Raw genomic sequence first — 19,932 nt, 5'->3', positions numbered from 1 at the left:
TTACGTAAAAAAATGAAAAAACGAACCGCAAAGGACACAAAGGACGCGAATAAATAAGAGTTTCAAAGAGTCATTGTGTAAGCCCTACTCATAACTCCGAACTTCTAACTCCTCACTTCAGTTTAAAAATATGAAGATAATTGCAAAAAAGAAACTGTGGAAATATCTGTTTTGGTTGGGCCCGTTCCTAATTACTGTCGGCTTAACAGTTGGATTAGTCTCTGAATCGTGGGGACTAATCCCATTAGCATTTATAATTACCGGAATTGTCATCAGTGGGTTGGGGATAATATGGCAAAGTTATGAGACTAACTGGTGGAAGCGTCGTTCTACTCAAGCTGGTACTAATGCTTTAGTGGCAACTCTGGCAGTGTTAGCAATTTTAGGATTGATTAACTTTTTGGGAACTCGCTATCACTTGCGGGCAGACTTAACAGAGGCTCAATTATTTACCCTTGCGCCCCAGTCACGCGAACTGGTAAGGGTTCTACCACAGCCAGTTAAGGTGTGGGTGTTTGATACCAACCAAAATCCCCAAGACCGAGAATTACTAGAAAATTATCAACGTCAAAGCTCAAAATTTAAATATGAGTACATCGACCCCCAAACTAGGCCAGGAATTGCAGAGAAGTTTGGCGTTAAAGATTATGGCGAAGTTTATTTAGAATCTGGGGAGAAACGACAATTAGTACAAACAGTAAATCAAAATGAGCGTCTGTCGGAAATCAGATTAACTAGTCGTCTGCAACAACTAACAAATTCAACCACAGCTAAAGCTTACTTACTCCAAGGTCATGGCGAACGCCAACTTTCACCTGGTAAAGGTGCAATATCACAAGCAGTTCAGGCATTAGGCGATAAAAGTTTTACAACATCACCCCTGAATTTAGGAGAAACTTCTAAAGTTCCTGAAGATGCGGCTGTAGTAATAGTAGCTGGCCCCAAACGAGGGCTGTTTGAAGGTGAAGTCAAAGCTTTGCAAGAATATCTTAATCGCGGTGGTAACTTACTGCTGATGATTGATCCTAATACCGATCCCAAACTTAACAGCTTGCTGCAAGAGTGGGGTGTTCGTCTGGACAATCGTTTAGCAGTCGATGTCTCTGGCGGAAGCATCGTGGGACGTGGGCCTGCTGCGCCCTTAGTGACAGAATACGGACAACATCCGATTACCAAAAATTTCGATAACGGTAATTCTTTTTATCCCATTGCCCGACCACTGGAAATTACCTCTGTACCTGGTGTCGAAGCTACTCCTCTGCTAAAAACCAAACCCTACCCCAACAGTTGGGCAGAAAGCGACCTCCAAAGCGAAAAGTTAGAGTTTAATGAGGGTAAAGACCTCAAAGGGCCTCTAACCTTGGGCGTTGCCTTAAGCAGAAAACAAACACCCAAATCTGCTTCCACTCCCCAACCTGCACCGACACCTTCACCAATCCCATCACCAACCACTAAAAGCAAGGCTTCCCCCACTCCCCCTGCCTCCTCTGCCTCCCCTGCCTCCCCTGCTCCCTCATCTCAAACAGCCACCGAGTCCCGGTTAGTGGTTTTAGGAAATTCCGAGTTCGCCACAGATGGTTTGTTTCAACAGCAATTAAATGGAGATGTATTCCTCAACTCAGTTACTTGGCTGAGTCAACAGGATCAGCAACCCCTTTCTATTCGCCCCAAAGAACCGAAAAACCGCCGGATAACCTTGACAACCACACAAGCCAATCTTTTAATACTGTTATCTCTGTTGCTTTTACCCTTAATTGGGTTTGCGATCGCAGTTATTATTTGGTGGAAACGAAGGTAAGAAGAGACGCGATTAATCGCGTATGTACAAGAGTTCGGAGTTATAAATATTAACTCTTTACCAATGACAAATGACTAAAAATGAAATTGCCAAGAACAACTTTAATTTTGATACTGCTAGCGTTGGGTTTAGGTGGTTTTGTTTACTTCCATGAAATTCGGGGTGCGACTGTGCGAGAAGAAACCAAGGAGCAAAAGCAGCGAATTTTCTCTTTTGGAGAAGATGATGTGCAGTCTTTAACAGTCACGACAAAAAAACTCACTCTGAATCTGGAACGGAACCCTGAATCTAGTAGTAACCCCAAGTGGTTAATCAAATCTCCGATATTGGGGCCAGCAAATGATGCCATTGTTTCTTATTTGATGGATTTGTTGGTCAAAGGTAATAGTGAACGCACTCTTTCAACTCCACCAAAAGAGCTTAAAGAATTCGCCTTAGATCAACCCCAAGCAACCATCAACATAACCCTGAAAAACCGACAAAGCCATCAGTTGATTTTGGGTAAATCTAACTTTAACGGGCGTTTCTTATATGCTCAAGCTGACCCGACTGCTAAACCCGATGGAAATATAAATGTACTGTTGGTATCTACAGATTTTGCAAATGCCGTGAATCGGGAACTATCAGAGTGGAAACAACCTGTAGATAATAGTCAAAAACTTCCTCCGCTCACAATTCCTAACCCAACTCCCACAAACAGCAAATAATTAATTCAAAATCTGGCGATATTATTATGACAAATCCGACAGCAACATTGCTGATTTCCTGCCCCGATCAACGGGGACTGGTGGCGAAATTTGCTAATTTCATCTATTCTAATGGTGGTAATATTATCCATGCAGATCAGCATACAGATTTTGCTGCTGGATTATTCCTTACCCGGATTGAATGGCAATTAGATGGGTTCAATTTACCGCGAGAATTTATTGCTCCTGCATTTAGTGCGTTTGCGAAGCATCACGGAGTGTTCGCACAACCTTTAGGTGCTAAGTGGGAACTACGTTTTTCTGATACAGTACCACGCATTGCTATTTGGGTAAGTCGGCAAGACCATTGTCTATTTGATTTAATTTGGAGACAACGCGCCAAAGAATTTATTGCTGAAATTCCTTTAATTATTAGTAACCATTCTAATTTAAAGGTAGTTGCAGAACAGTTTAATATTGACTTCCAGCACATTCCTATCAATAAAGATAATAAAGCAGAACAAGAAACCCAACAATTAGAATTATTACGCAAGTACAAAATAGATTTAGTTGTATTGGCAAAATATATGCAGATTGTTAGTGCAGATTTTATTAGTCAATTTCCACAAATTATTAATATACATCATTCATTTTTACCAGCTTTTATCGGAGCAAACCCCTATCACCGAGCTTTTGAACGTGGGGTAAAAATTATTGGTGCAACTGCTCATTACGCCACTGCTGATTTAGATGCAGGCCCAATTATTGAACAAGATGTGGTGCGAGTTAGTCACCGTGATGAAGTTGATGATTTGGTAAGAAAAGGCAAAGATTTGGAGAGAGTTGTATTAGCAAGAGCAGTGCGATCGCACTTGCAAAATCGTGTATTAGTATATGGTAATAGAACAGTAGTATTTGAGTGATTTTATACTAAAAGGAATGTAAGAGAGCGATGCCTACGGCGGGCTACGCCTACGCGGGAAGTTGAGTGTATGAGTAAAAAATTGGTTGATGCCAGTGAGTTGTTGAATAGGTATGCTGCTGGGGAGAGGGATTTTAGTAACATCTACATTGAAGGTTCTGACGAACTGGCTAGTACCAACTTGAGCGGTATTATTTTGAATGGCGCTGTGGTCGCCGAAATGCTTTTGGATAATATCAATCTCAGCGCTTCTAAACTCCGGGAGACTGATTTTGGGCAAGCTTCCTTGTATGGAGCCAATCTCTGTGGAGTCGATTTGACACGAGCTAATTTGCGTTATGCTGTTCTGGATAGTGCTAATTTGAGTGATGCTTGCTTGGTCGATGCCCATCTTAAAGGAGCTAGTATGGGCAATGTCAATTTTACCCGATGCAACTTGAGTGGAGCAAAACTCAGTGAAAATCCTTGGTTCGAAGGTGCTATCTTTTGCAACACTACTATGCCAGATGGAAGTATTCGCACTAACAACACTTGATTGATTTATAAGCGAAGATGAATCAGCTAATAAAAAGGAAAATCAACCTTACTTAATGCCTTACTAGGTGAAGAAATTCAACCTGTGAGAGAGATTCCTTGTGTTTTAAAATATGGAATCCAAAAGCGGGTAGTCTGTCGTTATAAAGATGAACGGGAAGAAGAAATTCCTTTTGAGCAATATCAACTAAAGGCAACAATTTCAGAAGATGCAGTACTTGGATGTCTGAGTGATGAGCTAGCACATGATGAAATTGATGAAATTGTTGGCTCAGTCTTTGCCGATCGCACTTGCAAAATCGTCTATTGGTCTATGTCTATGGTAATAGAGCAGTAGTATTTGAGTGATTTTAGATTGGAGCAAATGTAAAGCCATCAGTTATATCTGGCTAAAATGCTTTAAGAAGCGATCGCGCTTTGTTATAGTCGCCAGTCTCATAATGTCATCTACAGATAAACGTCCTCTTAGTTGGTTGTTGCAGCAGTTTCAACTCCAGCCAGGTAAGCCCGCTATTGCTTCTGGATTGCGTAGCCTTTTTATACTGGGTGTCCCGATTGGAATTGGAATCATTACAGGTCATGCTGCTGAAAGTGCGATCGCCACTATGGCGGCTTGGTTCGTTGGGATGGTAAATGTTGACGGAGCCTACCGTCAGCGAGCGATCGCTATGATCGCAGCTACGATTGGGGTAACTGTGATGTTCCTAATCGCAAGTTTGGTTAGCAGTCACCTCTGGTTAGCTGTCCCGACCACGTTCTTGGTAATATTTATAGCAGGTTTAGCAAATCTCTATGGCAATGTGGCTGCATCTGTCAGCTTGATTACTTCGATCATGTTTGTAATTGCGCTGGCTAAATTCGCTTCATTTTCTAATCTGTCTACTCTTATTCAACACTGTGGGCTATGTCTAGCTGGTGGAATATGGACAACTGTCTTGTCATTGGGACTGTGGGCGGTGCGTCCTGATGTACCTGCAATACAGACAGTCGCTAACTGTTATCTCTCATTAAGCAGATTTGTGGATTTGGCAAGCCAGAGAGCATTAAATCCAAAAAATCAGCAGCAGTGGGAAGAGCGATTTTTGCAAGCTCAGGATACAGTCATTCAAAACTTAACATCTGCCCGTAGCGTCTGGACAACTATCTGGACTAGGCAAAGAGGAGCTACCCTGCGGGGAAATCAGTTACTCGTATTAATTGAGGATATAAATCAAATTGTCAATTCTGTTATAGCACTAAACGAACTATTAGCGATCGCATCTGAACATCAACTATTTTCTCGGTTACAGCCAGAAATTCAGCAAGTGCTAGAACAGTCAGCAATCGCTCTGCAAATGTTATCACAAGCGATGTCTAACGACAAGCCGCTTCGCGTCTACGCCAAAGGAAAAAACTCACCTCACTTAGGGGATTTAGATCGGAGTCTTGAAGCACTAGAACACCAAACGCAAGTTCTGCGATCGCAAGTCCTCAATCAAACCATCAATGCTCAGACAGATGAATATTCCGATCTCCTCAACCTTGGGAAAATTACAGCCAGTCTGACAAAACTAGTAGAGCAAATTCATACTGATGCAGAGATTGTTACAGATTTAAGCCAGGGAAAACAGCGCAACAGCATTGCCCAGCGAGACATTTCTCCGCCAGCCCAACCAGAACGTTCTACAATTATTGATACGCTGCGAAATAATTTCACTTTTGATTCAGTCCTGTTTCGTCATGCGTTGCGCCTCGCACTAATCACAACTTTTGCTGAATTAATTGCCTCGCTATTCCAACTACCTAGAGGCTACTGGATCACGCTCACAGCTTTAGTTGCACTTAAACCCAACTTTGGCGGAACGTCACAGACAACAGTACAAAGAGTCGTTGGCACTATTTTGGGTGGAATTATCGGTATTGCTCTGGTTTTACTAGTTAAGAATTCATTAGCAAGTGCAGTCTGTTTTCTGCTGCTGGTATTTGTAGCGATGTCGGTGCGATCGTTAAGCTACAGCTTATTTATCATCTTGCTGACTCCCGCCATCATCTTGCTACTTAACATGATTAGTGCAGGTGGCTGGAAGGTTGGAGTATTGCGGATCTTCGATAGCTTCGCTGGGGGTGTCTTAGCACTGCTTGGAAGCTATTTGCTTTTTCCTCGTTGGGAACGACAGCAACTTCCTGCACAACTGGAAAAGACAATTCGAGCTAATCTTGCTTACTTTCAACAGGTAATAGCTAACTATCTCCATCCAGAACATAATGCGTTTGCTGATTCTATCAACATGCTACGCCACCAAGCAGCACTAGAGAACGCCAACGCCAACGCCGCAGCTCAACGATTATTCAGCGAACCTCGTCACATTCAGGGAGAAATCGAACCTGTAATGACGCTGATGATATACATTCGTGGCTTTTTCAGTTCGGTAACAACTTTAGCAGAACATCTGCGGGAATTTAGCGGTGAGTACCAATTTCCTGAAGTAAAGCGACTTGCTGATACCATTGTCCAAGTTTTGGAAAACTTAGCAGATGCCCTTGGGCAGGGACAACCACCCCAACCATTACCAGCGCTGGATAACTATCTCGAAGCAATTCACTACCAAATTGAACAGTTACATACTGCTCGGTTATCAGAAATTGCTACCAATTCCAACACTTTTACTCCCACATTACAAGCCGTTCGAGAACAAACTCCACTCTCCACAGAACTGGATCGAATTGTTAATGAAATTAAAGTTCTGCACTGTGTAATTGCTCGTCTGCAAGAATAATTGGCGTTACAAAATAGTGGGATGAATTGGGGCAAGCTCTTGAGGTAGAGGAAGTGGGGGCAATACTTGTCGGGTTTTGGGGAAAAGGGGAAGGTGGGGCCCCCTCTGGGGATAAGGGCAAAGAAAAAACCTTTAACCTTTAACCTTTTCCCTAAACCCAATGCCGAGTTAAAAATGCACAAAGCGTGCAGTATTGGAAGTGGAGGAATTTTAGAAGTTGCCAAATCATCCCGTAAATATGCAACGCCGAATAATTTTCTTTACGAAGCTGAAACCATTTTATTTAAGATATGCCAAAGTGCGGGGTCCAATTATTCCGTCGGCTCTTAATCCTTTAGACTTCTGAAATTTCATCACGGCTGAACGTGTCTTATTATCAAAAACACCATTCACACTTGCAGTATAGAATCCTTGCTGTTTTAACAAACTTTGAGCAGTTTTAACTCTCTCTCCTCTGCTACCTACTGTGAGTGCGGTACTACGATTTGCCGTACTATTCTTACGGGCATTAACCTTTCGGACAGCATTAGCCTTTTTCATGGTGCCGCCAGCCTGGGTATTTTGAGCAACCTGGGTAGCAGTAGTCATATTGTGGCTTTTATTATTGCTTAAAGAATAAGCAGGTGCAGCAGTAGCTAAAGCCAAGGCAGGGAGCAAAGCAAGTACTTTCCAATTCATCTTTTTGTTCCTTCTAACTATAAGAGTTCTGACAATTTTGATTAGAAGATTCATCCAAATAAGGATTAGTGCCTTATAGTGATTCTCCTCGGTAGACTCTGGTGTGTGGATTTACTATAGAGAGAGTCTATTTTTTAACCCAGAGCTATAGCATCACACGTTATATTGACAGAGCTATTGCAGAATTGTGACAAAAGCATGACTAATTTATTTAGATTTGTGTCGCACAAAGTCTTACTCTTGATTTGTCAGAATTTCCCTAAAATCACCGCTAAAAAAAACGGCGTTGGCGCTAGCCTTGTCGTCAGATATCGCACTTGCAAAATCATGTATTAGTATATGGTAATAAAACAGTAGTATTTGAATAAAAGATGCTCAAGGGACTGGAAAGCGCAGCTATACAAAAAAGTAATATTAAGAGTTATCACTCAGTTTGCAAAAGCCAAGTTAAATAGTTAACAGCCTAGTATAGGATTACTATTTGATTTTTGAACGAAATTAAGTATTGTAGAGTGTGTTAGAACGGAGTTCGTAACGCACTATGAACACGAGTTTGATGCCGTACTCTCCGTGCTAACACATCCTACGTATATTTTCAAAAATCAAACCGGATTCCTATAGTAAGAAGATATTATGACCACTGAGAATTTCGTCGTCCGCCCAATGAAAAGGTCGGAAATGGATTTGGCGATTACTTGGGCAGCAACCGAAGGTTGGAATCCAGGAAAGTATGATGCTCAATCTTTTTATCAAAGTGACGAGAGCGGTTTTTTCTTGGGTGAGTTGAATGGTGAGCCGGTGGGGTGCATTTCTGCTGTTGCTTACGATCCACACTTTGCCGTTATAGGTTTTTACGTTGTGAAACCCCAGTTTCGTGGGCAGGGGTTGGGTATAAAAATTTGGAAGACAGCAATGGACTATCTGGGTGCCGATCGTAACATCGGCTTGGATGGTGCAGTAGCTCAACAAGATAACTACAAAAAGTCTGGTTTCCAAATCGCTTATAACCATATTCGTTATGAAGCGGTAGGTGGCGGTGTTGTGCCTGCTGGAATCGTGGATCTGAAAACAGTGCCTTTTGAAGATTTGGTGGCTTACGATCGCCAATTTTTTCCTTCTAAGCGATCGCTATTTCTGCAACATTGGATTGAACAGCCAGAAAGTACTGCTTTCGGGTTTCTCAAAAATGGATATCTTGCTGGTTACGGAGTTATCCGACCTGCCCATACAGGTTTTAGGGTTGGGCCACTATTTGCTAATGATGAACAGATTGCTGAAGCATTGTTTCAAGCCTTGCTTGCACAAAATCCTCATGCTCCAGTGTTTTTTGATGTGCCGGATGCAAATCTACAAGCGATTGACCTAGTTCAACGTTACCAATTGCAGCCAGTCTCTCAAACTGCTCGGATGTACACTAAAGAAATTCCTAATTTACCCATTTATCGCATCTTTGCTGTGACAAGTGTAGAACTAGGTTAGAGAATGCTGCAAACTTAATGACTTTTAAAAGTTCAATTCTTCACAAGGGCTGCGATCGCAGCTACCAATCTGGCAGGATCGGCTGGTTTAGCGATATGGAGTTGAAATCCGGCTGTAAAAACCTGTTTTTGTGTGGTTTCTGCGGCGTAAGCACTAAGAGCGATCGCGGGAATTTGTCCACCTAAATTCGCGGGCATTGCTCGTAACTTTCTGATCAAAGTGTAACCGTCAACATTTGGCATACCTAAATCACTTAACAGCAAATCTGGCTTTGACTGCATAATTGCAGTCAGTGCTTCACTGGCTGATGCTGCAAGCGTTACAATTGCTCCCTGCTGTTCCAATAAAAAACTTAGAAACTCACGGGTATCAGTATTATCATCTACAATTAACAAACGTATTCCTTCTAGTGGAGCATAAAGCATACAAGATGGATAGAAATCTTCTGATACATTGTGATTTTCTCTTTCTAATTCCACATGTTCAAACACGGGTAGGCAAACCGTAAACGTTGCACCAAGTCCTTCTCCAGCGCTTTCTGCCGAAACTGTACCGCCATGTAATTCAACAAGTTGGCGCACAATCGCTAAACCAAGTCCTAGTCCACCAAAACTTCGGGTTGTACTACTATCTGCCTGACGGAAATATTCAAATACGTATGGTAGAAAGTCAGGACTAATACCTTTACCTGTGTCACTAACTTTCAGTTGTATCTCAGAATTAATCTGTTTTAAGTAAACTTCTACCTGTCCGCCGGATGGTGTGAATTTAACAGCGTTAGAAAGCAGATTCCAAATAATTTGTTGAATACGACTACTATCACCCTTAACCTGTCCAATTCCTGTATCTAAATGAAGATTAATTTGAACGGACTTTGCTTCTGCTGCCAATTGCACTGTCTCTAAGGCAGCTTGAACAGTAAAAACAAGATTAACCCTTTCTAAATTAAGTGCTAGCTTGCCCCGGAGAATACGAGAGATATCTAACAAATCTTCAATCAACTGAGCCTGTAATTCAGCATTTCGTTCGATGGTTTCTAGGGCACGTACAGTAGTAGCTTCGTTTAATGAGCGATTCTTTAATAGCTTTGCCCACCCTAAAATTGGATTAAGAGGAGAACGAAGTTCATGAGAAACAATTGCTAAAAATTCATCTTTTATGCGATTTGCTCTCTCAGCAGCTTCTTTCGCTCGTTGGCGTTCTTCTGCTATTGCTAGAGCCTGATCGCGTAGATTTTTATATTCCTGAACTCGGAACGTTAAATCTGTCAAATCTTCAATTGAAAACAGAGCATAAAATCCATCTCCATGAAACGCAGATACAGCAGTAACAGTTGTGTGTTGAATGCGGTATTTATCTTGAGATATAGGTACTGGAATGATATATTTATGCAGTTGAGAAGAAAAAATTGTCGGAGGCCCGCCTTGAAAAATTTGGTGCAAACGGCTAGCGTAGCGAGGTTGATTCAGATGAGGAAAATATTCCTGAATAGAAATTCCCAAAATTTTACTTTTCGGAATTTTTGTCCATTCCTCTAAGCAGGAGTTCCAGAAGATAACAATATAATCTGATTTTAGAACAAAAGCTCCTAAGGGAATTTTATCTAAAAGGCTGAATTTTTCCTGAGCTTGTTCAATTATATTCATTGCATTATCAAAGTCTTTTAATATTTATTAAAACTATTTGTACTATAATTATATTATTGAATTATTTCGATTTTACTCATTCATTGCATTTATCAGCGCATCAAAAGTGCCAACCAGAAAGATTAAAATAATATCTCCGATAATTTCAAAGCGTTCAATTGTGAAACTGGCTTGCGCCAGTAGGATTTTTGAATCGCTCTCGTATGCAGATAATAATAAATTTTCAAGGGTATCTTCTAAATAAACGGGCAATGTGTAGTTTAGATGCTTCTTTAGCACATTACTGAGTGAACCCATTACCCCATTTATGACAATGTTCCCAATTTCGCTCAGGGTGCCAATTTTGACTGCATCTAGGTCAGCCGATCCTGGTTCTTCACCTGTAAGCACTGCAACCAATGTTGATGCACTGTCAGTTGGAAAAATTAAGCTAGCAGTGCCATAGAAAGAACCTGTAAAGCGTAGTTTTACAGATGCTAAAGTATCATCCTGAAATCGTTTTGTTAACTCTTGATATGCTTCGTTAGCAGTTAAGACTTTAACAACCGGAATTTTTAGACGAATGTGAGAGTCTACCATTTCATTAAGTAGACTTGCTGCTCGACCGACTCCAATATTAATTAACTCTTGTAGGGCATCCAGTTCTTCTGCTGTCACACTCATGAAAACTTATTCCTTAGTATTAAGAACTTCTCGGACTGCCTTTCGCAATTCACTTTCTTTTGGCGGTTTATTAATAAAGTTAACTGCCCCCAGGTTATAGCTTTGATTGCGTGCGCCATCTTGGATATCGGCGGAAATGATAATGATCGGAATCTTTAATTTTTTATCTTGCATAGCTTTCAGAAATTCAAACCCATTCATATCTGGCATTAGAAGATCCGCTAATACACAATTTGGTTTATGGTTGTCAACCATTTCTAACCCCTCACGCCCATTAGTTGCTTCGATAATTTCATAACCATCTATTTGCAGAAACTTACGGATCATTCTGCGAGAAAAAGCTGCATCATCGATAATCAAAACCATTGCCATCAGCTTTGTCCTTTTATGCTTTAGCTTAACAATTAATAATATAGACTAGTTAGCCTATATTATTAATTAAAAGGAATGAATTAAAGAAGAAATAAATATAATTTTACAATTATCAATAATAGTTTCGGAAAAATTATCAAACTCGCTGAAACTATAATGCTGTGAAGCAAAAAATTTTAATAATATAGCAATCCGATTTGATTTTTGAATCACTTGTAGAGGTAAGGGACTGGGGATTGGGGACTAGGACTGGGAAGAAGGAATAAAGGTATACTGAGTTTTGTTCAAAAATCAAATATGAGTCCTATAGAAGCTTTTAAAATTTGTTAAGTATTTGAAATCCGATCTAATTCCAGCTTTACTTTGTGAAGCCAATGCAAAATTAATTGTGTGCTGGATATCGGTTAGACAGTCGATTTCTTACAGGCTCATGCCATTAAGATACATTTTGAGGCATACCTGCTTGACATAATTTGAGTAATACCAAGGTTGTTATGATTTGAGAAACTGACGTTAGCGTACCCCTACGGGGAAGCAAGCTACGCGCAGCGTTTCCAAGAGTTGTGGGGCGGAATGCACATTGCATTGTTTGCACTTGTTAAGATTGTCTGTATTGACAACGACCATTATTGAAAGTTTGAGTTGAATAGCAACTGTAACATTGCGATCTTTTTAACTATATCATTAAGGTAAATATTATGTCTTCAGCCTGAGAAAAGGCAAACATCTCTCTTTAGATAGAGATTGTTGAGGGTTAATATTAAATTAGTATTAAAATAATCATATATAAATTTATACTTTATTAACCGATGGAGTTAAATGAAATTGACGATGATATAGAAGCATTTCTCGTTGAAAGCTATGAGAATTTGAATCAAATTGAAGGCGATATTATTGAGTTAGAAAAAACATCTGCGAATGGAGAAGCATTAGTTCGTATTTATCGCTCACTCCATACGCTTAAAGGAAATTGCGGCTTTTTACCGTTTCCTAATTTAGAATCACTTGCTCATGCTGGAGAAAATTTGCTTTCGTGTCTGCGCGATCGCACGATCGCAATCACCCCTGACATTATTAGTATCTTACTACAAACAGTTGACGGCATTCGGCAAATTCTGTCTCAAATTCAAGCTACAAAGCAGGATGGCAATCGCAATTATTCAGCACTGATCGCAACTTTAACCCGATTGTCAGAAGCAAAACAGACTCTAAAACCCTCTCAATCGCTTGTTAATACACAAACGCCACAAATAGATGCAGAAGCTCCAGATACAGCAGGTAGTGATGTCAATAACGAACTCACAGAAATATCAACGACAACATCAGAATCTGCTTATATCCGAGTCAACGTTAATCTGCTAGATCAGATGATGAACCTAGTGGGTGAACTCGTTTTAGCTCGTAATCAGGTAATCGGATTTAGTACAAAATTTAAAGATAATAGTTTTACTGCTACCTGCCAACATCTGAGCCAACTTACAGCCGAGTTGCAGGAAGAGGTGATGAAAACTCGACTACAACCAATTAGTTCCATTTGGCAAAAGTTCCCTCGCGTCACCCGCGATTTGGCGATCGCTTCTGGTAAAGAAGTTAAGGTGGAGATGGAGGGAGCAGATACCGAACTAGACAAAAGTATTATTGAAACAATTAAAGACCCCTTGACGCACTTAGTACGCAACTGCATTGATCATGGGATTGAATTACCAGCCGAACGGGTTGCTTGTGGAAAGCCAAGCTTAGGACGGCTATTTCTCAAAGCCTTTCACGAAAGCGGCAAAGTCAATATTGAAATTGGCGATGATGGTCGCGGTCTGAATTTAGAACAGCTGAAAGGGCGAGCGCAGCAACTTGGTTTAGTCAACGCCGTGCAAGCTGCAACCATGAGCCAATCAGAAGCGATGGACTTAATTTTTTTATCCGGCTTCTCGACTGCTGAACAGGTAACTCACCTATCCGGGCGCGGGGTTGGGATGGATATTGTCAAGAGCAATATTGAGAAGATTAACGGAACGATTGAAATTTACAGCCAACAGGGACAAGGAACGACTTTCAAAATCAAGATTCCCCTGACATTGGCAATTATTCCAGCATTGATTGTTACAAGTGGGGGCGATTGCTATGCTATTCCCCAAGCGAGTTTACAAGAGCTAGTACGCCTAGAAACACTCAATAGTATTGAGATATTATACGATGTGCCTGTGTATCGCTTGCGGGGTAATCTTGTACCCTTGATTTATCTCAACGAAGTCTTGCAACAGGATAGTGTTAGCAACTTAGAAACACTCAGTCTGGTAATTGTGCAAGTTGATAATTATAGTTTTGGACTGGTTGTGGACACAATCGAAGACATCCAAGATATTGTAGTTAAACCTTTGGGAAAACAGTTAAAAATGCTATCCCTATTTGCAGGAGCCACCGTTTTAGGTGATGGCACAGTGGCATTAATTATTGATGTTGTCGGTCTGGCAAACCGAACTGGTATAATCGCCAAACAAAAGCAGTTGTTGAACGAAAATGCTGCCAATAGTCAAGAGCAAGCAGGCGATCGCCAAACAATTTTACTCTTTGAAGGGCCCCAAGGCGCACGCATGGGCATTCCACTAGCGATCGCATATCGGCTCGAAGAGATTTTTGCTTCTGCTGTCGAAAAAGTGGCTAATCAGAATGTGTATCAGTCTTATGGTCAAATTCTACCGCTAATTGATCTTTATAAGATATTTGGTGTTGGCGATCGCTTTAATGATGAGGCTTTGGCGACAGTTGCAGAAACGCTCCAGATAATTATTGTCTCTCCTTATCCAGAACTCAGTGTTGGGCTAGTGGTTGATCGTATTCTTGATATTGTGGAAGAACCACTAACCATTAAAGGCATTCCTAGTAGACCTGGTGTGCTTTTCTGTGCTGTAATTCAAGGACAAATCACAGAAATTATCGACATTGAAACTGTAATTCGGATTGCTAACCCTTATTTGCTGCAACTGGCTACTCATGGTTGAACAACAAATTTGCACATTTTTTCTCAAAGGAGTTTACTTTGGTATTGACGTGCAACACGTTCAAGAAGTGATTCGTCCACAAGCGATGACTCCTGTACCTTTGGCACCGCCAGACATTTGTGGGTTGATTAATTTGCGTGGACAAATTATTACTGTCATCGATTTGCAGCGTCGATTAGAGATGAGCGAACCGCAGACACAATCAACTACAAAACTTGGAGATGCAGCCCAAGGATTTAATGTCGTTCTATGTTGTGATGGTGAAATAGTCAGTCTGCTCGTCGATGATGTGGGAGATGTTTTAGAGTTTGCACAAAACACCTTTCAACCCCCACCCACAACGTTAAAAGGTAGAATGCGTCAGATGCTAGCAGGAGCTTACCCGCTCTCAGAGGGATTTCTGTTAATTCTAGACGCCGAGAAAATTCTAGATGTTAATTTAACAAATCAGATTATCGAATAATTCAGGAGCGCTTTGCAATGACTACAAATCGGGCTGGGAAAACAGCCAACTCTAAATCTCCCTCGGTGGATAGTGCAGATTCGCAACCTACCGATGACAGTGTAATAAAAGTGCAATTGCAAGCGTTACTAATAGCACTTAAGGCGGCAAAAAACGGTGATTTTACCGTCCGTTTAGCTGATGAGAATAATGAACTGGGTGAAATCACCTCAGTTTTTAATGAATTGGTAAGTTTAAATCAAAACTTTGCTAACGAAGTTAATCGTTTAGCATCCGAGATTGGTATTGAAGGAAAACTTGGTTCTCAAGCCGTTGTCAAAGGAGCAGGTGGGAATTGGAAAGAATCGCTCGACAACTTGAATCAGATGTCTACAAATTTAAGAGAGCAGATAAAAGGTATTAATGAGGTCAGCCTTGCCGTTGCTCAAGGAAATTTGTCCAAGCAAATCGAGGCAAGCAATGCAGGAGAGTTTAAACAGCTCACGGATAATGCAAATCAGATGATTAGCAGCCTCAAGTCTTCAATCAGACAGATGACAGAGGTGGCAACAGCAGTTGCATCTTCGGCTGAAGAACTGACCGCAGTCAGTAAAGAAATGAGTGACAACGCCGAACAAACAGCCGAACAAGCCACTTCTGCCTCTGCTTCTGCTGAACAGGTAAGTCAGAATACTAATACAGTGGTGACTGCCGTAGAAGAGATGAATGCTAGCATTCGAGAAATTGCTAAGACCGTTACCCAAGGAGCAAAGGTGACGACGGAGGCAGTTAAAACAGCCGATCGCACGAACGAGACAATTAACAAACTCGGTCAAAGCAGCATCGAAATTGGTAAAGTTATTAAAGTCATTACCTCGATCGCAGGGCAAACAAACCTGCTAGCACTCAATGCTACGATTGAGGCGGCTAGAGCCGGAGATGCAGGTAGAGGATTTGCCGTAGTCGCAAATGAGGTGAAAGAATTAGCCAAACAAACGGCAAGTGCGACTGAAGATATCAGCTTGCGAATTGAAGCAATTCAGACAGATACAAAAAGCGCCGTTCAAGCCATCACTCAAATTACTACTATTATTAATCAAATCAACGACTTCCAAAGCACGATCGCCAGCGCTATTGAGGAACAAACAGCAACAACAAATGAAATTGGTCGAAATATGGCTGAGGCAGCCAAAGGAACCTCAGATATTGCTAAAAGTATTGGAATTGTGGCACTTAATACTCAAAGTACAACTACAGGAACCAGTAATACATTAGAGGCAGCCACAGAATTATCTAGAATGGCAGTAGATTTGCAGAAAGTCGTCAATCAGTTCAAGTATTAATAAGTCTTCAACACTCATAAACAAGCATAAAAACTCCCCTAGTCCCCTTTTCCCCCTGCCCCTAGTCCCCTAGTCCCCTAGTCCCCTTGTCCCCCATTCCCCAATGCCCAAAATCCGGGTACTAATTGTCGATGACGCCGTAGTAGTACGGAGTCGAGTAAGTAAAATTTTGTCTAGCGATCCAGAACTGGAGGTGGTAGGAGTCGCGGCTAACGGTCGTATTGCCCTTGCCAAGATTTCCCATGTTAATCCCGATGTGATCATCTTGGATATCGAGATGCCGGAGATGGATGGTTTGCAAACCCTGTCCGCTATTCGACAAAAGTATCCACGCTTACCAGTGATTATGTATAGTACCTTCACATACAGTGGAGCGATCGCAACCCTAGAAGCTCTTTCTTTAGGTGCTTCAGACTATGCCACAAAACCTAGTAACTTAGGAAATGTAGAGGCAGCAACCCAACATATTCGGGATGATTTAATTCCTAAAATTAAGGTATTTGGTGCATTTTTCACAACACCAAGCATCATTACTCATCCAGTTATTTTTCCCCTTCGTAGCGATATACAGCAGGTGGAGGTTGTGGCAATTGGAGTTTCTACCGGAGGCCCAAATGCTCTAGCTGTAGTGCTTAAGGAGTTTCCAGCAGATTTATCAGTGCCGATTTTGATTGTGCAACACATGCCGCCAATGTTTACGAAACTACTAGCTAAACAATTAGCTTCCAAGTGTCAAATCCCAGTAGATGAAGCAGTTTCTGGACAAATACTAAAACCGGGACATGCTTGGATTGCCCCAGGAGATTTTCATCTAATCGTGCAACGAGACAAAACTGGAGTTCGACTTGTTACCCATCAAGCATCCCCCGAAAATTCTTGTCGTCCTTCAGTCGATGTGCTGTTGCGATCGGTTGCACAGGTTTACGGGGCTGGGGCGATGGCTGTTATCCTCACAGGTATGGGGCAAGATGGGTTGCATGGCTGTCAGTGCATACGCGAGGCGGGTGGACAGGTACTTGCACAAGATAAAGCTACTAGCGTCGTGTGGGGAATGCCTAGTTTTGTCGTTAATGCCGGACTTGCTAATCAAATTCTTCCACTTAATGAGATCGCAGATGAAATTATGTACAGAATTCGTTTCAATCAAGTTCCTCCTTCAGAACTGTAATGACATAGATTATGGGTGTAAGTACCACTGATTTTGAGTATCTTCGAGAGTTAGTTCATCATCATTCAGCCGTTGTGTTGTTTGGTGATAAAACCTATTTAGCAGAGTTACATTTGCAGCCAATTATCGAATCGGCAGGATTCGCTTCCATTCCTGATTTGGTTACTTACTTGCGAACTCACCCGTTTAATAGTCTTCACGTCCAGACAATCGAGGCGCTAGTCACTAACGAAACCTCATTCTTCCGTGATAGCCACCCTTTTGAAGCACTGAAAAAATATGTGTTACCAGAGTTAATTAAACAACGAGAAAGTGAGCGATCGCTCAACATTTGGTGTGCTGCCTGCTCTAATGGACAAGAACCTTATAGTATCGCCATACTAATTAATGAACATTTTCCCATGCTTCCCAATTGGCCTGTAAAATTAATTGCGACTGATTTTTCTAGTAAGGTTTTAGCGCGGGCCCGCGAGGGACATTATAACCAGCTTGAAATGAATCGTGGACTACCTATAAATATTCGCGATCGCTACTTTCAAAAGCTAGATACTGACTGGCAAATAAAGGAACAAATTCGCCAGATGGTTGATTTTCGTCAGTTGAATCTTTTGCAATCTTGGTCATCTCTGCCACAATTTGACGTTATCTTTTTACGGAATGTTTTAATCTACTTTGATGTTGTTACCAAGAAAGCCTTGTTAAAAAAGATCAAGCAGCAATTAAAGCCAGATGGATACTTGTTTCTGGGTAGTGGTGAAACGACTATCAGCTTAGATGAATCATTCAAGCGGGTTTTATTTGACAAAGCTATCTGCTATCGATTGCACAATCCTGAAGTGAAAATTGCCGATTGAGATAAAAATCAGCAAACTGCTGTTTCCCAACATTCCCCTCATAATCATTAAGGGTTTTGACAAAATATTGACAGTCACAAGTTATAGCAATTCAAAATTCAAAATGGGTTTGAGAGTGTATATCTGTCACATTCTTTTTTCAAATTAGTATTACATAAGCTTTTACGCATTTAACTTGAACATTTACATGAAGGCTGATGACCGATGACTGATGACTGAGAACCGTCAACAGTTAACCACCGTAAAGAGTGTTTATACTTTAGCTGAATGATACGCCGCCCAGATTTATGACCGATTGACTCATCATCGCCATCCTTTTGCCCCACAGTTTGCGACTCATCCGTATCTAGCCAAAACTCTAGTTCCTTGGGTGTCATATTGACAACTTGATGAAAGTCGGCAATCACCGATTTAACATCTTTGCTCATGATTAACTATTACTCCTTTACTTTCTTAAGAGCATCAGGCTTGTGAGCAGCTTGTTTTCCTGTCTTATCACTTTCAACTAAGTACTCAGGATTATCTTGACTTGCAGCAATATGGTGTTCTTTAATATCTGTAGGTGAAGTGAGTTTTTTTACTACTTTGCCAGTTGTCTTGCCTTGTGAAGTGTTCCATTCAACCCGATCGCCATTTTTGAATTGTTCAGCCATATTCATCTCCTGTTGGATGTTTTATACCTACTAAGGTCACATTATGTCTGCGACTGGAAAAGTAGCCATCATTCTAGTGATAGAGAAAACATCCGTTATTTAAGCCAGTAATTTAATTGGGTGTAAGATGAAAAATTAGGCGATCGCTACAACCACCTAGATACAAAAGCTGTGCTATCACATGATAATAAAGAAAGATTAAGCAGATCCTCAAAAAACTCTCAATGAGCCAGACTAGCCTAAATTTAGTTGCAATATCTATCTTTCTGATGACTCTATCGGTATTGCTGGGGCCATTCTTGAATTTATCGCCCGCAGTACCGTCGCTTGCTACCTTCGCTATTTTGGGAATAGCCACTTTTGACAGCTTTAGCTTGCAAGGCAAGGGTGGTACTATCTTTTTAGATTGGATTGCTGGATTTTCAAGTGAACACCGCGATCGCATCGTCCACCACGAAGCAGGGCATTTCTTGATTGCTTACCTGTTAGGTATTCCCGTTACCGGCTACACTCTCAGCGCTTGGGAAGCCTGGAAACAGGGGCAACCTGGACAAGGCGGCGTTAGCTTTGATGATGCCGAATTAGCATCTCAACTAGAAGTGGGTAAAATCAGTGCCCAAATGCTAGATCGGTACTGCACTGTTTGGATGGCGGGTATTGCTGCTGAAACCCTAGTTTTTAATAATGCTGAGGGGGGAGGCGATGATAAAAATAAGCTAATAGGAGTCTTGACAATTTTGGGCTTTCCTGAATCAGTTTATCAGCAGAAACTGCGGTTTCATACCCTCCAGGCAAAAACCCTACTGCAAGAAAATTGGTCGAGCTACGAGGCTTTAGTTAATGCCATGCGACAACGCACTTCGGTACAAGATTGTCATGCGGAGTTAGGAGTTAGGAGTTAGGAGTTAGGGGAGAAGAGAATAACTATTGATTATTGCCCAA

The 19,932-nt window shown here is 41.3% G+C and carries 18 protein-coding genes and 1 pseudogene; 13 read left to right on the top strand and 6 right to left on the bottom strand.

Annotation, left to right across the window (positions count from 1 at the left end; genetic code table 11):
- The first annotated feature begins 130 nt into the window (after window positions 1-130).
- The 6 genes and pseudogenes from CDC33_RS04085 (at window position 131) to CDC33_RS04060 (ending at window position 6,696) form a co-directional block, all read left to right on the top strand.
- Window positions 131-1,798, top strand: coding sequence for a GldG family protein (locus tag CDC33_RS04085; RefSeq protein WP_109007410.1), 1,668 nt, complete (start codon window positions 131-133; stop codon window positions 1,796-1,798).
- Between the two features lie 80 nt (window positions 1,799-1,878).
- Entirely contained in the window at window positions 1,879-2,505 is a 627-nt protein-coding gene (locus tag CDC33_RS04080; RefSeq protein ID WP_109007409.1) for a DUF4340 domain-containing protein, read from the top strand.
- Window positions 2,506-2,531: 26 nt separating this feature from the next.
- Window positions 2,532-3,407 carry a formyltetrahydrofolate deformylase gene (purU, locus tag CDC33_RS04075; RefSeq protein ID WP_109007408.1) on the top strand — a complete coding sequence of 292 codons (876 nt, stop codon included), beginning with the start codon at window positions 2,532-2,534 and terminating at the stop codon, window positions 3,405-3,407.
- Between the two features lie 69 nt (window positions 3,408-3,476).
- The gene (locus CDC33_RS04070; RefSeq protein WP_109007407.1) at window positions 3,477-3,941 is read left to right on the top strand and encodes a pentapeptide repeat-containing protein; all 465 of its coding nucleotides are present in this window, start codon (window positions 3,477-3,479) and stop codon (window positions 3,939-3,941) included.
- Between the two features lie 45 nt (window positions 3,942-3,986).
- Window positions 3,987-4,277, top strand: a pseudogene (locus tag CDC33_RS04065) (hypothetical protein); the annotation flags it as partial.
- 103 nt (window positions 4,278-4,380) lie between these two features.
- Window positions 4,381-6,696: an FUSC family protein gene (locus CDC33_RS04060; protein ID WP_109007406.1), complete on the top strand. Its 2,316-nt coding sequence runs from the start codon at window positions 4,381-4,383 to the stop codon at window positions 6,694-6,696.
- A 279-nt stretch (window positions 6,697-6,975) separates the two neighbouring features.
- On the opposite strand, the gene CDC33_RS04055 is transcribed toward CDC33_RS04060, so the two are convergent.
- Window positions 6,976-7,374, bottom strand: coding sequence for a peptidoglycan-binding domain-containing protein (locus CDC33_RS04055; protein ID WP_109007405.1), 399 nt, complete (start codon window positions 7,372-7,374; stop codon window positions 6,976-6,978).
- Between the two features lie 633 nt (window positions 7,375-8,007).
- Between CDC33_RS04055 and CDC33_RS04050 the strand changes: the two genes are divergently transcribed.
- Complete coding sequence (locus CDC33_RS04050; RefSeq protein WP_109007404.1) at window positions 8,008-8,853, top strand: GNAT family N-acetyltransferase; 846 nt, start codon at window positions 8,008-8,010, stop codon at window positions 8,851-8,853.
- Window positions 8,854-8,885: 32 nt separating this feature from the next.
- On the opposite strand, the gene CDC33_RS04045 is transcribed toward CDC33_RS04050, so the two are convergent.
- From CDC33_RS04045 to CDC33_RS04035, 3 genes are all read right to left on the bottom strand, one after another.
- Window positions 8,886-10,499, bottom strand: coding sequence for an ATP-binding response regulator (locus CDC33_RS04045; RefSeq protein WP_109007403.1), 1,614 nt, complete (start codon window positions 10,497-10,499; stop codon window positions 8,886-8,888).
- Window positions 10,500-10,571: 72 nt separating this feature from the next.
- The gene (locus CDC33_RS04040) at window positions 10,572-11,162 is read right to left on the bottom strand and encodes a chemotaxis protein CheC (protein WP_109007402.1); all 591 of its coding nucleotides are present in this window, start codon (window positions 11,160-11,162) and stop codon (window positions 10,572-10,574) included.
- A gap of 6 nt (window positions 11,163-11,168) precedes the next feature.
- Window positions 11,169-11,528 (bottom strand): response regulator, encoded by a 360-nt coding sequence (locus tag CDC33_RS04035; RefSeq protein ID WP_244919133.1) that lies wholly within the window; start codon window positions 11,526-11,528, stop codon window positions 11,169-11,171.
- Between the two features lie 815 nt (window positions 11,529-12,343).
- Here CDC33_RS04035 and CDC33_RS04030 point away from each other — a divergent pair.
- The 5 genes from CDC33_RS04030 (at window position 12,344) to CDC33_RS04010 (ending at window position 18,337) form a co-directional block, all read left to right on the top strand.
- Entirely contained in the window at window positions 12,344-14,530 is a 2,187-nt protein-coding gene (locus CDC33_RS04030; protein ID WP_109007400.1) for a chemotaxis protein CheW, read from the top strand.
- Window positions 14,523-14,993, top strand: a complete 471-nt coding sequence (locus CDC33_RS04025) for a chemotaxis protein CheW (protein WP_109007399.1) — start codon at window positions 14,523-14,525, stop codon at window positions 14,991-14,993. The genes CDC33_RS04030 and CDC33_RS04025 overlap by 8 nt, the downstream gene beginning before the upstream one ends.
- Before the next feature lie 17 nt (window positions 14,994-15,010).
- Window positions 15,011-16,315 carry a methyl-accepting chemotaxis protein gene (locus tag CDC33_RS04020; RefSeq protein WP_109007398.1) on the top strand — a complete coding sequence of 435 codons (1,305 nt, stop codon included), beginning with the start codon at window positions 15,011-15,013 and terminating at the stop codon, window positions 16,313-16,315.
- 103 nt (window positions 16,316-16,418) lie between these two features.
- Window positions 16,419-17,483: a protein-glutamate methylesterase/protein-glutamine glutaminase gene (locus CDC33_RS04015; RefSeq protein WP_109007397.1), complete on the top strand. Its 1,065-nt coding sequence runs from the start codon at window positions 16,419-16,421 to the stop codon at window positions 17,481-17,483.
- Window positions 17,484-17,494: 11 nt separating this feature from the next.
- Window positions 17,495-18,337, top strand: a complete 843-nt coding sequence (locus CDC33_RS04010) for a CheR family methyltransferase (protein WP_109007396.1) — start codon at window positions 17,495-17,497, stop codon at window positions 18,335-18,337.
- 170 nt (window positions 18,338-18,507) lie between these two features.
- Here the strand turns inward: CDC33_RS04010 and CDC33_RS04005 are convergent, their stop codons facing one another.
- Together CDC33_RS04005 and CDC33_RS04000 are read right to left on the bottom strand one after the other, a co-directional pair.
- On the bottom strand, window positions 18,508-18,765 hold the full coding sequence (locus CDC33_RS04005) for a DUF3140 domain-containing protein (RefSeq protein ID WP_109007395.1): 258 nt from the start codon (window positions 18,763-18,765) through the stop codon (window positions 18,508-18,510).
- 9 nt (window positions 18,766-18,774) lie between these two features.
- Window positions 18,775-18,990, bottom strand: coding sequence for a hypervirulence associated TUDOR domain-containing protein (locus CDC33_RS04000; RefSeq protein ID WP_109007394.1), 216 nt, complete (start codon window positions 18,988-18,990; stop codon window positions 18,775-18,777).
- Window positions 18,991-19,214: 224 nt separating this feature from the next.
- Here CDC33_RS04000 and CDC33_RS03995 point away from each other — a divergent pair, with 224 nt between their 5' ends.
- A complete protein-coding gene (locus CDC33_RS03995; protein ID WP_109007393.1) occupies window positions 19,215-19,892 on the top strand; it encodes an ATP-dependent Zn protease in 678 nt (225 codons plus the stop codon).
- Window positions 19,893-19,932: the final 40 nt, after the last annotated feature.

The organism is Nostoc commune NIES-4072 (genome assembly GCF_003113895.1).
Classification (GTDB): Bacteria; Cyanobacteriota; Cyanobacteriia; order Cyanobacteriales; family Nostocaceae; genus Nostoc; species Nostoc commune.
Note: the sequence above shows the minus strand (reverse complement) of the source record. Positions and strands in the feature narration are given on the sequence as shown.

Coding starts and splice junctions, on each gene's coding strand:
- CDC33_RS04085 (WP_109007410.1), top strand. CDS start 131: ATGAAGATAATTGCAAAAAAGAAACTGTGGAAATATCTGTTTTGGTTG.
- CDC33_RS04080 (WP_109007409.1), top strand. CDS start 1,879: ATGAAATTGCCAAGAACAACTTTAATTTTGATACTGCTAGCGTTGGGT.
- purU (WP_109007408.1), top strand. CDS start 2,532: ATGACAAATCCGACAGCAACATTGCTGATTTCCTGCCCCGATCAACGG.
- CDC33_RS04070 (WP_109007407.1), top strand. CDS start 3,477: ATGAGTAAAAAATTGGTTGATGCCAGTGAGTTGTTGAATAGGTATGCT.
- CDC33_RS04060 (WP_109007406.1), top strand. CDS start 4,381: ATGTCATCTACAGATAAACGTCCTCTTAGTTGGTTGTTGCAGCAGTTT.
- CDC33_RS04055 (WP_109007405.1), bottom strand. CDS start 7,374: ATGAATTGGAAAGTACTTGCTTTGCTCCCTGCCTTGGCTTTAGCTACT.
- CDC33_RS04050 (WP_109007404.1), top strand. CDS start 8,008: ATGACCACTGAGAATTTCGTCGTCCGCCCAATGAAAAGGTCGGAAATG.
- CDC33_RS04045 (WP_109007403.1), bottom strand. CDS start 10,499: ATGAATATAATTGAACAAGCTCAGGAAAAATTCAGCCTTTTAGATAAA.
- CDC33_RS04040 (WP_109007402.1), bottom strand. CDS start 11,162: ATGAGTGTGACAGCAGAAGAACTGGATGCCCTACAAGAGTTAATTAAT.
- CDC33_RS04035 (WP_244919133.1), bottom strand. CDS start 11,528: ATGGTTTTGATTATCGATGATGCAGCTTTTTCTCGCAGAATGATCCGT.
- CDC33_RS04030 (WP_109007400.1), top strand. CDS start 12,344: ATGGAGTTAAATGAAATTGACGATGATATAGAAGCATTTCTCGTTGAA.
- CDC33_RS04025 (WP_109007399.1), top strand. CDS start 14,523: ATGGTTGAACAACAAATTTGCACATTTTTTCTCAAAGGAGTTTACTTT.
- CDC33_RS04020 (WP_109007398.1), top strand. CDS start 15,011: ATGACTACAAATCGGGCTGGGAAAACAGCCAACTCTAAATCTCCCTCG.
- CDC33_RS04015 (WP_109007397.1), top strand. CDS start 16,419: ATGCCCAAAATCCGGGTACTAATTGTCGATGACGCCGTAGTAGTACGG.
- CDC33_RS04010 (WP_109007396.1), top strand. CDS start 17,495: ATGGGTGTAAGTACCACTGATTTTGAGTATCTTCGAGAGTTAGTTCAT.
- CDC33_RS04005 (WP_109007395.1), bottom strand. CDS start 18,765: ATGAGCAAAGATGTTAAATCGGTGATTGCCGACTTTCATCAAGTTGTC.
- CDC33_RS04000 (WP_109007394.1), bottom strand. CDS start 18,990: ATGGCTGAACAATTCAAAAATGGCGATCGGGTTGAATGGAACACTTCA.
- CDC33_RS03995 (WP_109007393.1), top strand. CDS start 19,215: ATGAGCCAGACTAGCCTAAATTTAGTTGCAATATCTATCTTTCTGATG.